The following is a 14577-nucleotide window of genomic DNA, read 5'->3' as shown; positions in this document are numbered from 1 at the left end:
GGCCGCGCGATCATGGTTCTACGCGCGGCCGGCGGCCCCACACAGCTTCACCGGCCAAAGGCCGCGCAATCATCGTCCCGTGCATGCGAACGCCGACCACACGCGTACGCGCTCTGACGGTAACAAGGGCTGCCGGGGCAGAGTGCGCCAAGGCATGTGCCCGCTCAACGACACCCACCTGCTCAGTGCCTTCCACGGACCCGCAACATCGGAGCCAGATCGGAGGCAGCCAGCGGATGGCCCGCCCGCTGCGCCGCCCGACCGTGCAGCTGGGCTCCCACGCTGCCGGCATCCAGCGGAGCCAGCCCACCGGCGAGCAGCGAGCCGCACAGGCCGGTCAGGACGTCACCGCTGCCCGCGGTCGCGAGCCACGGTGTGCCTGTGGTGTTCACCCGTGCCTGCCCGTCCGGATTGACGATCAACGTACGGGCGCCCTTGAGGAGCACAGTCGCCCCCAGTTCGGCTGCGGCGCGGCGTACCGCGCCCAATCTGTCCACGGTCAGTTCGTGGATGGTCGCCCCCGCGTCCCAGCGCAGCGCCCCGACAAGGCGGACGAACTCGCCCTCGTGCGGCGTGAGCAGAGTAGGCGCGGCCCTGGCCCGCAGCGCGGCAACGCCCCGGGCATCGCCGGCCAACGCGCCCAGCGCGCCCGCATCGAGCAGTACGGGCAGGTCACCTGCCAGCAGGGCAGCCACCACGCGGGCGGTCCCGGCGTCTGGTGGCAGGCCGGGACCAACCGCCCACGCCTGCACCCGACCGGCCGCGAGAACGGCGCCGGCGTTACTGGGGTCGATCTGGGTGACCACCGCCTCGGGGTGCGCACGACGCACGTGGTCGGCGGCCACCGGTGTACTGACCACCCGCACGTAGCCCGCGGCCCCGCGCAGCGCCCCGCCGGTGGCGAGCACCGCGGCGCCGGGGTAGAGGTCACTGCCGGCGACCAGGCCCAGCACGCCCCGGGTGTACTTGGAATCCGCCGGACGAGGGCTCGGGCGCAGCCGGGCCACGTCGGCGTCATCAAGAGCGACCAGATCCGCGCAGGGAAGTACCAGCCCGATGTCGACGAGCTCGATGCGGCCCGCGTGGTCAGCCCCCGGAGGGATCAGCAGGCCGCGTTTGTAGGTTCCGAATGTCACGGTGCTGCTCGCGCGGATGGCTGGACCCACCACCGCGCCGGTGTCGGCGTCCACCCCGCTCGGGATGTCCACGGCGACGGTGCGCCCGACCGGGGCCAGCCCGGCCAACTGGGCGTAGCCCGCGCGCAGGCCGCCCTTCCCACCGATGCCGAGCATGCCGTCCAGGATCAGGTCAGCCGCGGCCACCAGGCCCGCGGCGGTGTCATCGCCGACCGGCGCGCCGGCGCGTACCGGCTGCTGGCCAACCGGGTCTGGACCGGGCAGGCGGTGCAGGCGTCCGCCCGCCGCGAGCAGGGCCGCCGTCCCGGCCGGATGCGTACGCCCGGGAGCGAGCGCATCCACCCGGGCGCCCCGAGCCGAAAGGAGCGCACCTGCCCACAGCGCGTCACCGCCGTTGTCACCGCTTCCGGCGAGAACGACTACCCGGGCGCCGTACACCCGACCGAGCCGGCGTGCCGCATGCGACAGCAGGCCGTGCACGGCCCGCTGCATCAGGGCGCCAGGTGGCAGGCTGGCCAGCAGGGACGCCTCGGCATCCCTGACCTGGATCACCAAATGGGCGGATCTCATAGCGGCCATGCTCTCCGTCGAAGCTGTCCGTCGCACCGTCAAACGCACCCTCGCGCGTCGGGGAACGGCTTCGGGCGGTCAACCCCGCCCGGCACGCCTCCGGCGATGCGACAAACAGCATCGCACCGCCTTCGGCGGGTGGCAGACGTGAGCCACGGCCCGAGGTGCCAGGACCCTGCGCCCGCCGAGCGCAGGTCTCGTAGAATTGCCCGATGATCGTCAACCAGTCGGGGCCAAACGGACATGACGACATCGCCATCACCCCGTTGCACGCCGTTTTCGACGAGGACGAGTGCGCTCGCCTCGCGGGCCTGGGCGAGTTCACCCGCGGCGTCGCCCTCGCGTTGCAGGGACGAGTCGGTGACCTGCGGATCCGACCGAGCAGTGCGTCCGGCACCGTGGACGGTGACCAACCCACCCAGACCCAGCTGTCAGTGATCGATGGGACGCCGGGGTCGACCTGTACGTGTCCGACCGGTGCCGTCGAACAGTTCTGCGCGCACGCCGTCGCACTCGCCCTCGTGGCCACCGGGGCGATCGACCCCGGTGAGGACGACGACGACTTCGACAGCACCGACGACGGCTTCTACGACGCCGACGGCCAGCCGATCGACCTGCGGGACTTCCTCGAGAGCCTCGACGGACCAGGCCTGGTCGACCTGGTTGTCGACCTCGCGGCCGTCAACGACGTCCTGGCGATGGATCTGCGGGAGGCCGCGACCCGCTGGCGACGCCCGCACCCGACCGACTGACCCGACCGGCCGACCATGCCGACCATGCCGACCATGCCGGCGGGCCGGCATCGACGCGCGCCGGGCGCCGATGCCACGGCCCTGTATTGCCAGGCGTCATTCCACGGTGACCGACTTGGCGAGGTTGCGCGGCTGGTCGACGTCGAGGCCGCGGGCGAGGGCCAGTTCGCACGCGAAGACCTGCAGCGGCAGCGTCGTCACCAGCGGCGCGAACAGGGTCGGTGTTTCCGGTACCCGGATCAGATGCTCCGCGTAGGGTACGACCACGGTGTCACCCTCCTCGGCGATCACAATGGTCCGCGCTCCGCGGGCACGCACCTCCTGGATGTTGGAAACGATCTTCCCATGCAGGTGTGAACGGCCCCGCGGGGACGGCACCACGATCACCACCGGCAGACCCGGCTCGATGAGCGCGATCGGCCCGTGCTTCAGCTCGCCTGCCGGAAAGCCCTCGGCGTGCATGTAGGCGAGCTCCTTGAGCTTGAGAGCGCCTTCCAGCGCCACCGGGTAACCGACATGGCGGCCGAGGAACAGCACCGCCTTGGCGTCGACCAGAGTGCGCGCAAGCGCCCTTATCGGCTCGACCGTGGCCAGGGTCTCGCGCACGAGCATCGGGGTGGTCTGCAGTTTCTCGACGTACCGCGCGACCTCGTCGCCGTAGAGGACACCGCGGGCCTGTGCGAGGTACAGGCCAACCAGCAGACACGCGGCGACCTGGCCGAGGAAGGTCTTGGTCGAAGCGACACCGACCTCCGGGCCACACCGGGTGTAGAGCACGGCATCGGACTCCCGTGGGATGGTCGACCCGTTCGTGTTACAGATCGCCAGCACCCTGGCCTTCTGCTCCCGTGCGTGCTTGACCGCCATCAGGGTGTCCAGCGTCTCGCCGCTCTGACTGATGGCGATCACCAGGGTTGAACGGTCGAGGACCGGGTCGCGGTAGCGGAACTCCGAGGCCATCTCGACCTCGCACGGCAACCGCGTCCAGTGCTCGATCGCATACTTGGCGATCAGCCCGGCATGGTAAGCCGTGCCGCAGGCGACGATGAAGACCTTGTCGACGTCACGGAAGTCCTGGGTGGAAAGGCGCTCCTCGTCCAGAACAATCTCGCCGGCGTTCGACAGACGTCCACGCAGCGTGTCCGCGAGCGCCGTCGGCTGCTCGCTGATCTCCTTCAACATGAAATAAGGAAAACCGCCCTTTTCCGCGGCGCTGGCATCCCAGTTCACATGGTATGGGCGGCCCTCGACAACGCCGCCGGCGAAGTCGATGATGGTAACCCCGTCGCGGCGGGCCTCGACCACCTGGTCCTGCCCGATCTCCAACGCGCTGCGGGTGTGCGCGATGAACGCCGCGACGTCGCTGGCCAGAAAGGTCTCACCCGCACCCAGGCCCACGACCAGCGGACTGTTGCGGCGCGCACCCACCACCACGCCTGGATGATCACGATGCACGACGACGAGTGTGAAGGCGCCATCCAATCGGCCGCAGACCCGCCGTAGCGCCTCGCTGAGCGGGCTCACACCCGCCGTTGCGTCACCGCCGGCAGCGGCCATCCCAGCGAGTTCGATCTCGAGAAGGTGTGCGACCACCTCGGTGTCGGTCTCGCTGGTCAGCTCATGCCCGCCGCTCTCCAGGCCGGCCCGCAGACTCGCGAAGTTCTCGATGATCCCATTGTGAATCACAGCGATGGCGCCCGTGCAGTCGGTGTGCGGATGTGCATTGACGTCCGTCGGACCGCCGTGCGTCGCCCAGCGGGTGTGGCCGATGCCGGTGGTCCCGGGTAGGCCGGTGTCCGCCTCGCCCAGCATTTTCTCCAGATTCGCCAGTTTGCCGGCCTTGCGCACAACACGTAGCCGGCCGTCAGCGACCACTGCAATGCCCGCCGAGTCGTAGCCTCGATACTCCAGGCGGCGCAGCCCCGCAAGAGCGACATCCAGCGCCGACTGTCCGCCGATGTACCCGATGATCCCACACATGCGGTCAGGGTACGCAACCGAGGAAGTGTGCGAGCGCTGCCACACCTGTTTGGGTGGATGCGTCGAATGGCAAGGGTCCGTTGCCGGGCGCTCTTAGGGTCCGTTGCCGGGCGCTCTTAGCCGAGGGCGCTCTGGACGATCGCGGACAGGCGTGCGGCCACCGCTTGCGCCTGGGCGGTGGTCGGCGCCTCCACCATGACCCGTACCAGGGGCTCGGTGCCTGACGGACGCAGCAGAACCCGACCTTCATCGCCCAGTTCAGCCTCGGCCGCCGCCACCGCCGCGGCCAACTCAGCTGAGGTGGCAACCTTCGACCGGTCGACGCCCCGGACGTTCACCAACACCTGCGGCAGCCGTGTCATGACCTTCGCCAGCTCCGCCAACGGGCGGTCGGTCTCGGCCATCCGGCCCAGCACCTGCAACGCCGTGAGCAACCCGTCCCCGGTCGTCGCGTGGCGAAGGAAGACGACATGACCGCTCTGCTCCCCACCGAGGGACAGTCCCCGCTCACGCATGACCTCAAGCACGTAACGGTCACCAACGGGGGTCGTGATCACCTCGATGCCGGCGTCCCGCATCGCATGATGCAGGCCGAGGTTCGACATCACCGTCACCACGAGGGTGTTGTCGGCAAGCTGGCCACGCTCACGCAGCGCAAGAGCGCACAGCGCGAGGATCTGGTCGCCGTCAACGACCTCACCATTGGCGTCGACGGCGATGCAACGGTCGGCGTCCCCATCGTGCGCCATGCCGGCGTCAGCGCCGTGTTGCACCACGGCGGCCCGCAGCGATTCCAGGTGGGTCGCGCCACAGGCGTCGTTGATCCGGGTCCCGTCCCCGTCGGAATGCAGGGCGATCACGTCGGCACCGGCCGTGCGCAACACTCGCGGCGCCAACAGGGACGCGGCACCCTGCGCACAGTCGACCACGACCCGAAGCCCGGTCAGCGGGACGGGCACGGTCGCCAGCAGGAAGTCCGTGTAGCTCTCCACGAGACCACCGTCGTCACGGACCCGCCCGATCGCCGCGCCGGTGGGACGGGTCGACGCGGGACCCATGAGACGTTCGGCGATCTCGTCCTCGATCTCGTCCGGGAGCTTGTGCCCGCCAGCCGCGAACAACTTGATGCCGTTGTCCGGCATCGGGTTGTGGCTCGCCGAGAGCATCACGCCGAGGGCCGCGTTCGAGCTGATCACCGCATGAGCCACCGCCGGTGTGGGCACGACACCGATCCGCAGGACGTCCGCGCCGGCCGACGCGAGACCGGCGACGACCGCGGCCTCCAGGAATTCCCCGGACGGCCGGGTGTCACGGCCTACCACTACGGCCGGGCGCCCACTGCCAGCAACGCGGTGCTCGGTGAGCACCCCCACAGCCGCCGCCGACAACGCCAATGCCAGTTCGGCGGTGAGATCGACATTGGCGACCCCGCGCACGCCATCGGTACCGAAGAGCCTCGCCACTTCGAGATCCCGCGAGGTCAGCGCGTCAGCGCTTGCTGTACTGAGGTGCCTTCCGAGCCTTCTTCAGGCCGTACTTCTTACGCTCCTTGACCCGGGGATCACGAGTCAGGAAGCCCGCCTTCTTCAGTATCGGACGGGATTCCTCCTCGGCAACGGTCAGCGCCCGCGCAAGGGCAAGGCGAAGTGCGCCGGCCTGGCCGGAGACGCCGCCACCGTGCAGGCGTGCAGCCACATCGTAGGACTCGGCGCGGTCCAACGCCTTGAGCGGCTCGTTGACAAGCTGCTGGTGAACCTTGTTGGGGAAGTACTCCTCCAGGGAACGCCCGTTGAGCGTCCATTTGCCGTTGCCCGGCAGCAGGCGTACCCGGACAACAGCCTCCTTGCGCCGACCGGTGGCACGAGGGTTGCCCTGGGCGTCGGTCACGACAGCCACGTCGTCTGTCCTTCCTGGTCAGATGGTCCGCGGCTTACTGCGCGACCTGGATGATTTCGAACGGATGGGGCTGCTGAGCCTGGTGGGGATGGATTGGCCCCGCGTAGACCTTGAGCTTGGTGCCCTGTGCCCTACCCAGCTTGCTCTTCGGCAGCATGCCCTTGATCGCCTTCTCGACGATGACCTGGGGCCGCGTGTCGAGCAGTGTCCCATAAGAGGTGCTGCGCAGACCGCCAGGGTAGCCGGAGTGTCGGTGATACTGGGCCTGCTCGCGCTTGTTACCACTCAGGGCGACCTTGCCCGCGTTCACGACGATGACGAAGTCACCGGTGTCGATGTGCGGCGCGAATGTCGGCTTGTGCTTGCCTCGCAGCAGTTGAGCGGCCTGGCTGGCCAGCCTGCCGAGCACCACGTCCGTGGCATCGATGACATGCCAGGCTTGCTGGATGTCCGTGGGCTTGGGCTGGTACGTGCGCACAGGTCTGCCTTTTCTTGTCAGCGGATGCGTTCGATTGTGCCGTCGGGCCGCTCACGCCGCTTGACGCCTGGATCTCGCAACCCGTCATGAGCGTTAGGTCCTCCGAGGCCGCCGATGACGCGAAAAGACCGCTGATCGCATCGCCTTTGGCCGGCTAGTCCTTGAGGTTACCAGGCGGACGACGCAGCCGGCCGGCGAGGTCTGCGAACTGATCGGCAGCCGATGAAGATCCACCGAGCACGCCGTAGTCTGCGGCAGGTGGATGAGAAACCGCCAGAGCGTTCACCCGGCGTTTCGGGGGACGCCCTCGAACATCCCGGCGATCTGTGGGCCCCGCCCGCCGACGACCCGCTGTTCGGCCCGCTGCGTGGATTGCCGTCCTCGATCCGCAGGCCGGTATGGACCCCCGACGCCGGCAGCTCCGTCCCGGATCCGGTCATGCCGGATCCGGCAGTCCCCGGGCCGGCAGCAACCGGACCGGCAGCAACCGGACCGACAGCAACCGGACCGACAGCAATGGACTCAGCGCCCCCGGCCACATCGGCTGCGGCAACCGACGGCGCGTTGGTGCCTATCCAGGATCTGGACGCGCAGGATGATGCGCGCCGCCCGCCGGCCCCCGTTCGTCCCGTGACCCGGGGTTACATCGCTAGGTTGATCACAGTGGCGGGCATTGTGGCTGCCCTGGTGATCGCCTCTGTCGCCATCGTCGCCAAGCATGACAGCCGCAGCAGCCGGCGGGCCTCGCCGCCGGTGGCAACGGCAGGCCCGGGGCTGGTCGGCCCCGGTTTCATCGAAAGCGCGCGGACGGATTCCGACCCGGTCACAGCCAGCGAGTTCTTCGCCGCCGACCGTGCCACCATCGATCTTCGTTCCTACCGGCGGCTCGCATCCACGCTGGAGGTCGGGTGCCCGGGTCTCACCGGTGAACTCGCTACCGCGCTGCCCGGCGACCGGTGCCGGCAGCTCGTCCACGCGGTGTATCTGAGTGAATCGGAGACGTCCGGACGCCGGGTGCTGGCAGCGGTGTCCGTTCTCGTTCTCGACGACGCGACTACCGCTGCGAAGGCGGCAAGCGTGATCGCTGCCGGCCAGGGTGGCGTACCGGCCGTGGCGGTGCCGGCGGATGCTCTGCCCGGCGCCGTGGTCACGAATCCGACCGGCGACAACTCGTGGCGGAATGCGCGGGTCAGCGGCCATTACCTGATCGTGCTGCAGCTCGCCTACACCGACGGTAGCCAGGGAGCAGCTGCTGACCCCGCGTTGAGCACCGCCAGCCACGATCTCGCACTACTTGCCACCGAGCCGATCTTTCGACGCGGCCTCACCGGCCACGGGCCGCACTGACGATCGTCGCGTACTCTTTGGCCTAAGAGCGCCCGGCTAGCCGGACGAGGTCGTGGGGACCCGGACTGCCCGGGTCACCGCCGCGCGAGCGGCGAGATCGGTGTCAGGGGGGTAGCGGACCTCGACGAGGGTCAGGCCATGCGGCGCAACCACGGTCACCGCCGGGTCGCGAACACCTCGCACGAGGACCCGCGCGGCCCACTCCCGGGGACGGCGGCCCTCCCCCACGGCGAGCAGCGCCCCCACCAATGCCCTGACCATCGAGTGGCAGAAGGCGTCCGCCTCCACGTCGGCGGCCACCACGCCGTCGTGCACCCGTGCCACGTCAAGGCGCAGCAGCGTCCGCACGGTGGTCGCACCCTCCCTACGCCGGCAGAAGGCGCCGAAGTCGTGCTCACCCAGCAGCGTGATGGCCGCGTGCCGCATCCGCTCGGCGTCCAGTGGGCGCGGCCAGGCCAACGTGTCGTGGCGGCGTAGCGGGTCGACCCCGTACGGCGCGTCCCCGATCCGGTAGACGTAGCGCCGCGATAACGCCGAGAAGCGGGCGTCGAACCCCGGCGGGGCCGGCGCGAGGCCCGTGATCCGCACGGAACGCTCCAGCACGCCGTTGAGTCGGCGAGCGAGCCCGCCGAGCGGGACGTCATCGGGAATGTCAACGTGGGCCACCTGGCCACGCGCATGGACACCGGCATCGGTCCGGCCGGCAACCGTGAGCCGGACGGCGGGCAACCGCGCGACCCGCATCAGAGCGTCTTCGACATCACCCTGCACGGTCCGCCGTCCGGGCTGGCGTGCCCAGCCGGCGAACAGCGTCCCGTCGTAGGCCAGGTCGAGGCGCAGGCGCTGCAGCCCGTCTGAGGCGTTCACGGCATCCTGACGATTCCGGTCGGACAGTTCTGAATCACACCGTTGATCACATTGTCCTGCCGGATGCGAAGTGGCGGGAAAGACATCGGGGATCACCAGGATCATGGTGTGACGCGAAACACGAAGCCCACCATCCTCCAGCGGATGGTGGGCTCGCGCGAGCTGGGGTTCCTGAGCAGATCGCCAGGGCCTGTCCGGTGAATACCAGTCGATACCACCGATAATCAACCGAACAGGCCTCAGGGAGCCGACGGACACACGATCATGATTCTGATTCTGTGCACGCGCGCCCGGCCCCGCGACCTCGCGTACCTGTTGCCGGGCGCTTCTACTGCGCCGTGGAGGCGCCGGTCCCGTCATCGGCGGCCGTGGCAGCCACATCGGTCGTAGCCGCCACATCAGCCACATCGGTCGCATCAGCCGGTGCCTGCTCGGCGTCGGCTACACCCGCAGCGGCCTCCGCCTCCGCCGCCACCGCGGCCGCGGTCGGCGACTCCTTCGCGAGATCCGCAGCAGCTTCCGCTGTCGCACCGGTCGGCCGCCGCCGGGAGATGAAGCGACTGCCGCGCGCCCGCTCGGCCTCGCCCACCGCCTCCTGCGCGACCGTCATAGCCTCGACGAGCTCGATGCGCGCCAGCGGGGCGTTGTCGCCCTTGCGGGGCCCGAGCTTCACGATGCGGGTGTAACCGCCGTCGCGGTCGGCATAGCGCGGGCCGATCTCGGTGAACAGAACGTGCACGACGGACTTGTCCCGGACCACCCGCAGCACGCGGCGCCGCGAATCCAGATCGCCGCGCTTGGCAAAGGTCACCAGCCGCTCGGCGTACGGGCGCAGGCGCTTGGCCTTGGTCTCCGTCGTGGTGATACCGCCGTGCTCGAACAGCGCGGTGGCGAGGTTGGCCAGCATCAGCCGCTCATGTGCGGGACTGCCGCCGAGCCGGGGGCCCTTGGAAGGCGTGGGCATGACAGTGCTCCTCGTTCCTTTCGCTGTCCGTCAGCGTGTTACGGGCGCCACAGGTGCCGTTGTGTCTAGTACTGCTCGGTCTCGACGAACTCCGCACCATCGTCGGTCGGATCGCTGAACGGAGCGTGGTAGGTGTCGGTACCGTAGGTGTCCACTGCCTGTCGCGGGTCGAATCCCGGCGGGGAATCCTTGAGCTGCAGACCCATCCCAGCAAGCTTTGTCTTGACTTCGTCGATCGACTTCTGGCCGAAGTTGCGGATGTCGAGCAGGTCCGCCTCGCTGCGGGACACCAGCTCACCGATCGTGTGAATGCCCTCGCGCTTGAGGCAGTTGTAGGAGCGGACGGTCAGATCCATCTCCTCGATCGGCAGCGCCAGATCCGCGGCAAGGGCGGCGTCCGCCGCGGAAGGACCGATGTCGACACCCTCCGCCTCGGCGTTCAGCTCCTGCGCGAGACCGAACAGACCGACGAGCGTCTTGCCAGCGCTGGCCATCGCATCCCGCGGCGAGATCGACTGCTTGGTCTCGACATCCACGATCAGTCGGTCGAAGTCGGTCCGCTGCTCGACACGGGTCGCCTCGACCTTATAGGTGACCTTGAGAACCGGAGAATAGATCGAGTCGACCGGGATCCGGCCGATCTCCTGGCCCGCCTGCTTGTTCTGGGTGGCGCTGACATAGCCACGCCCCCGCTCGACGGTCAGCTCGATCTCGAGCTTGCCCTTTTCGTTGAGGGTCGCCAGCACCAGGTCCAGGCTGTGTACCTCGACGCCGGCCGGCGGCGCGATGTCTGCCGCCGTGACCACGCCCGGGCCCTGCTTGCGCAGGTACATCACGGTGGGGTCGTCGTTCTCGGAACTCACGACCAGTTCCTTCAGGTTCAGGATCAGGTCGGTAACGTCCTCTTTGACCCCTGGAACCGTGGAGAACTCGTGCAGTACCCCGTCGATGCGGATGCTGGTCACCGCCGCACCGGGAATCGAGGACAGCAGAGTACGGCGAAGGGAGTTACCGAGGGTGTAACCGAACCCGGGCTCAAGCGGTTCGATGACGAACCGCGAGCGGAACTCGGAGATCGGTTCCTCGGCCAGCGTCGGGCGCTGTGCGATGAGCATCGTTACATCCTTCCAAACACGGCGACCGCCATATGACGCCGTGACTTCGGCTCCGGACGGAGCCCATGGGCGGGGTCTCCGTCCACCCCACCCATGTCGAACGAAAAGTTGAAGTCTACGCTACTTGGAGTACAGCTCGACGATCAGCTGCTCCTGGACCTGTGTGTCGATCACCTGACGGGCCGGCAGCGAGTGCACCAACACCCGCAGCTGGGTCGGAATGACCTCCAGCCAGGCCGGAACAGTGCGCTGGCCCGCCGTCTCGCGCGCGATGATGAAGGGGGTCAGCTCACGTGCCTTGGGCGCGATCTCGACGATGTCGTTCTCGCTGACCCGGTAGCTCGGGATGTCGACCTTCCTACCGTTGACCACGACGTGCCCGTGCCGCACAGCCTGGCGGGCAGCGTCACGCGACGGTGCGAAGCCAGCCCGGTAGACAACGTTGTCGAGCCTCGATTCGAGGATCTTCAGCAGCTCGTCGCCGGTCTTGCCGGTTCGGCGGTTCGCCTCGTCGTAGTAGCCGCGGAACTGCTTCTCAAGTATCCCGTAGATGCGTGCGCACTTCTGCTTCTCACGCTTCTGCAGCAGGTACTCGGAGTCCTTGGTGCGGCCACGGCCGTGCTCACCCGGAGGATACGGCCGGATCTCGATCGGGCACTTGGGTGACTCGCACTTGCTGCCCTTGAGGAACAGCTTCGTCTTCTCACGGCGGCAGCGCTTGCAGTCCGCGCCGGTATAGCGGGCCATGCTTGTCCTTCTCTCCTTTTCGGCCAGAGATGGCGCGATCATGTGTTTCGTCGCGCCACCGGAGGCCTTGAGTGATCACCTGGTGACCACTCAGCCCTGGTGTTGCCGGCGCGAACTCCGCCAGAGGTAGCGCGACCGAGGCATTCCTCGCGCCACCGCGGGCCCTGATGTACCGGGTCAGACCCTACGTCGTTTGGGCGGCCGACAACCGTTGTGAGGCGTCGGGGTCACGTCCTGGATGGCGCCGACCTCAAGGCCAGCCGCCTGCAGGGAGCGGATCGCCGTCTCCCGGCCCGACCCCGGACCCTTGACGAAGACGTCCACCTTGCGCATCCCGTGCTCCTGCGCCTTGCGAGCGGCGTTCTCCGCCGCCATCTGCGCGGCGAACGGCGTCGACTTACGGGAGCCCTTGAACCCGACGTGCCCGGCGCTCGCCCAGGAGATCACATTTCCGCTGGGGTCCGTGATCGACACGATCGTGTTGTTGAAGGTGCTCTTGATGTGGGCGTGGCCGTGCGCGACGTTCTTCTTTTCCTTGCGCCGGACCTTCTTGATCCCGGCGGCACGCGTCTTTGGCGGCATATGTGCTCGTGGTCTCCGTTTGCGAGGTCGTCGGTCAGTGCCCGGCGGTGATGACCGACAGTGGTCACACCGACCGAAAGCCGCTGACTACTACTTCTTACCGGCCTTCTTCTTGCCGGCGATGGCACGGCGTGGACCCTTGCGGGTACGCGCATTGGTGTGGGTCCGCTGCCCGTGGACGGGAAGGTTCCGCCGGTGCCGCAGGCCCTGGTAGCAACCGATTTCCATCTTCCGCCGGATGTCCTGGCGTACCTCTCGGTGCAGGTCACCCTCGACCCGGTAGTGCGCGTCGATCCACTCCCGGAGGCTGACGATCTCTTCCTCGGAGAGGTCGCGAACGCGTGTGTCCGGGTTGACCCCGGTGGCGGCGAGGGTCTCCAGTGAGCGGGTCCGGCCGATCCCGAAGATGTAGGTGAGACCAACCTCGATCCGCTTCTCCCGCGGGAGGTCTACGCCTGACAGGCGTGCCATACCAGGTATTTCCTTCCTGTACCGGAGGTCTTGAGCGTCCCCACCCCGTCACGGCGCGCTGTCCGTCGAACCGGGCCCCGGCCTCCGACCGGGGGTGAGTGCCGTCTGACACGACACGGTGACGCTTTGACGAGCATGTCCAACACCCCGTAGCCGCGAAGCATCGTTCCCGACCACCGGGCCACGGCGTCAGCCCTGACGCTGTTTGTGGCGCAGATTGTCACAAATGACCATTACCCGGCCATGGCGACGGATCACTTTGCACTTCTCGCACATCTTCTTGACGCTCGGTTTGACCTTCACGGCTGCACGAACCTCCTTGCGCAACCGCTGGGGCGCGCGTCCGGATGGCTGGGAATCCCCGGCCTCCGGCGAGTGATCTGATCAACCATCACATCGCCGTCGGCCAGGCGAGCTTACTTGTAGCGGTAGACGATCCGACCCCGGGACAGGTCGTACGGGGACAGCTCGACGACCACCCGGTCCTCCGGAAGGATTCGGATGTAGTGCTGACGCATCTTGCCACTGATGTGGGCGAGAACGCGATGACCGTTTTGGAGCTCAACCCGGAACATTGCGTTCGGGAGTGGCTCCACAACTCGGCCCTCGATCTCGATGGCCCCGTCCTTCTTCGGCATGTCCTCCGCTGTCCTACCCTCGGGTGTCCGACGGTGGACACAGACGAACGTCAACGCCCGACTAACCGTCGGCTCCTAAGTGTACGTTGCCCATCCGTCAAGAGCCAACCTGGCTCTGCCGTGCGACCGAACAGGACGGTCGAGCGCCGTGCGGGGCTGCGATCAGGCAGCGGAGCTCTGGGCCGGCTGGCCGCAGGCCACACCGAGCTCGGCGAACTTCGCGACGCCGCCATCGAGCGCGGTCAGCACCCAGGGCCCCCGCGATGTGACGGCGACCGTGTGTTCCGTGTGAGCGGCGAACGAGCCGTCGGTGGTGACCACCGTCCAGTCGTCGTCGAGCACCGCTGTGTCCGGCCTACCAAGCGTGATCATCGGCTCGATCGCGAGTGCCACCCCTTCGACCAGCCGGATGCCGCGGCCCGGTCGCCCATGGTTGAGGACGTGGGGTGGCTGGTGCATTTCGGTGCCGATCCCGTGCCCGCCGTAGTGGTCCACGATGCCGTACCCGAGTGGATGAACGTAACGCTCCACCGCCGCCGAGATGTCGGTGAGTTTACCCCCGAGCTGCGCGGCCGCCAGACCTCGCCACAGTGCCTGCTCGCACGCCTCGGTCATCTCCAGGAGGTTCTGCGCAACCGCTCCGACCGGCACCGTTATCGCGGCATCACCGTGCCAGCCGTTCACGATCGCGCCACAGTCGATCGAGATGAGATCTCCCTCGCGCAGCACCCGCTTGCGCTGGGGGATGGCATGCACGACCTCGTTGTTGACCGACGTGCAGATCGTCGCCGGAAAGCCCTGGTAGCCCTTGAAGGATGGGATGGCACCCTCGTCGCGGATGGCCTTCTCGGCGACGGCATCGAGATCAGCGGTGCTGACACCCGGTTCGACGGCCGCACGCAGCTTCGCCAGGGTGCGCGCGACGACAAGTCCCGCCACCCGCATTTTAGCGATCTCACCATCGGTCTTGATCTGGACATGCTCTCGTCGCGCCACGCTCGTCGCCCCGGTCCGTATCCCTGGTCTGTTCGAGG

General features: G+C 68.0%; 16 protein-coding genes. 2 read left to right on the top strand and 14 right to left on the bottom strand.

Translation table 11 applies throughout. The features are described 5' to 3' along the window. Nucleotides 1-182 precede the first annotated feature (182 nt). Complete coding sequence (locus tag U9977_RS00800) at nt 183-1706, bottom strand: NAD(P)H-hydrate dehydratase (protein WP_322747186.1); 1524 nt, start codon at nt 1704-1706, stop codon at nt 183-185. A 212-nt stretch (nt 1707-1918) separates the two neighbouring features. Here U9977_RS00800 and U9977_RS00795 point away from each other — a divergent pair, with 212 nt between their 5' ends. Then, the gene (locus U9977_RS00795) at nt 1919-2458 is read left to right on the top strand and encodes a hypothetical protein (RefSeq protein ID WP_322747185.1); all 540 of its coding nucleotides are present in this window, start codon (nt 1919-1921) and stop codon (nt 2456-2458) included. Between the two features lie 96 nt (nt 2459-2554). Here U9977_RS00795 and glmS read toward each other — a convergent pair whose 3' ends face one another. The 4 genes from glmS to rplM form a co-directional block, all read right to left on the bottom strand. Beyond that, nucleotides 2555-4438, bottom strand: a complete 1884-nt coding sequence (gene glmS / locus U9977_RS00790; RefSeq protein ID WP_322747184.1) for a glutamine--fructose-6-phosphate transaminase (isomerizing) — start codon at nt 4436-4438, stop codon at nt 2555-2557. Nucleotides 4439-4554: 116 nt separating this feature from the next. After that, nucleotides 4555-5901 (bottom strand): phosphoglucosamine mutase, encoded by a 1347-nt coding sequence (glmM, locus tag U9977_RS00785; RefSeq protein ID WP_322747183.1) that lies wholly within the window; start codon nt 5899-5901, stop codon nt 4555-4557. Between the two features lie 25 nt (nt 5902-5926). Continuing rightward, on the bottom strand, nt 5927-6334 hold the full coding sequence (gene rpsI, locus U9977_RS00780; protein WP_322747182.1) for a 30S ribosomal protein S9: 408 nt from the start codon (nt 6332-6334) through the stop codon (nt 5927-5929). Nucleotides 6335-6368: 34 nt separating this feature from the next. Then, nucleotides 6369-6812: a 50S ribosomal protein L13 gene (gene rplM, locus U9977_RS00775; RefSeq protein ID WP_322747181.1), complete on the bottom strand. Its 444-nt coding sequence runs from the start codon at nt 6810-6812 to the stop codon at nt 6369-6371. Between the two features lie 663 nt (nt 6813-7475). On the opposite strand from rplM, the gene U9977_RS00770 reads away from it, so the two are divergent. Continuing rightward, a complete protein-coding gene (locus U9977_RS00770; protein ID WP_322747180.1) occupies nt 7476-8159 on the top strand; it encodes a hypothetical protein in 684 nt (227 codons plus the stop codon). Nucleotides 8160-8195: 36 nt separating this feature from the next. On the opposite strand, the gene truA is transcribed toward U9977_RS00770, so the two are convergent. The 9 genes from truA to map form a co-directional block, all read right to left on the bottom strand. Further along, nucleotides 8196-9026 (bottom strand): tRNA pseudouridine(38-40) synthase TruA, encoded by an 831-nt coding sequence (gene truA / locus U9977_RS00765; protein ID WP_322747179.1) that lies wholly within the window; start codon nt 9024-9026, stop codon nt 8196-8198. Between the two features lie 328 nt (nt 9027-9354). Further along, nucleotides 9355-9990, bottom strand: coding sequence for a 50S ribosomal protein L17 (gene rplQ / locus U9977_RS00760; RefSeq protein ID WP_322747178.1), 636 nt, complete (start codon nt 9988-9990; stop codon nt 9355-9357). 65 nt (nt 9991-10055) lie between these two features. Then, nucleotides 10056-11105, bottom strand: coding sequence for a DNA-directed RNA polymerase subunit alpha (locus U9977_RS00755; protein WP_322747177.1), 1050 nt, complete (start codon nt 11103-11105; stop codon nt 10056-10058). Between the two features lie 120 nt (nt 11106-11225). Further along, a complete protein-coding gene (gene rpsD / locus U9977_RS00750) occupies nt 11226-11852 on the bottom strand; it encodes a 30S ribosomal protein S4 (protein ID WP_322747176.1) in 627 nt (208 codons plus the stop codon). Nucleotides 11853-12029: 177 nt separating this feature from the next. Continuing rightward, nucleotides 12030-12434: a 30S ribosomal protein S11 gene (rpsK, locus tag U9977_RS00745; RefSeq protein WP_013875088.1), complete on the bottom strand. Its 405-nt coding sequence runs from the start codon at nt 12432-12434 to the stop codon at nt 12030-12032. A gap of 90 nt (nt 12435-12524) precedes the next feature. Further along, nucleotides 12525-12905, bottom strand: coding sequence for a 30S ribosomal protein S13 (gene rpsM, locus U9977_RS00740; RefSeq protein ID WP_322747175.1), 381 nt, complete (start codon nt 12903-12905; stop codon nt 12525-12527). Between the two features lie 189 nt (nt 12906-13094). Then, nucleotides 13095-13208 carry a 50S ribosomal protein L36 gene (rpmJ, locus tag U9977_RS00735; RefSeq protein ID WP_322747174.1) on the bottom strand — a complete coding sequence of 38 codons (114 nt, stop codon included), beginning with the start codon at nt 13206-13208 and terminating at the stop codon, nt 13095-13097. A 113-nt stretch (nt 13209-13321) separates the two neighbouring features. Then, nucleotides 13322-13543: a translation initiation factor IF-1 gene (infA, locus tag U9977_RS00730; RefSeq protein WP_006541558.1), complete on the bottom strand. Its 222-nt coding sequence runs from the start codon at nt 13541-13543 to the stop codon at nt 13322-13324. A 162-nt stretch (nt 13544-13705) separates the two neighbouring features. Further along, nucleotides 13706-14539 (bottom strand): type I methionyl aminopeptidase, encoded by an 834-nt coding sequence (gene map / locus U9977_RS00725; RefSeq protein WP_322747237.1) that lies wholly within the window; start codon nt 14537-14539, stop codon nt 13706-13708. Nucleotides 14540-14577 lie beyond the last annotated feature (38 nt).

The sequence above is a fragment of the Protofrankia sp. Cas8 genome, assembly GCF_963555845.1.
Taxonomy (GTDB): domain Bacteria; phylum Actinomycetota; class Actinomycetes; order Frankiales; family Frankiaceae; genus Protofrankia.
This window is presented reverse-complemented; position numbering and strand designations above follow the sequence as displayed.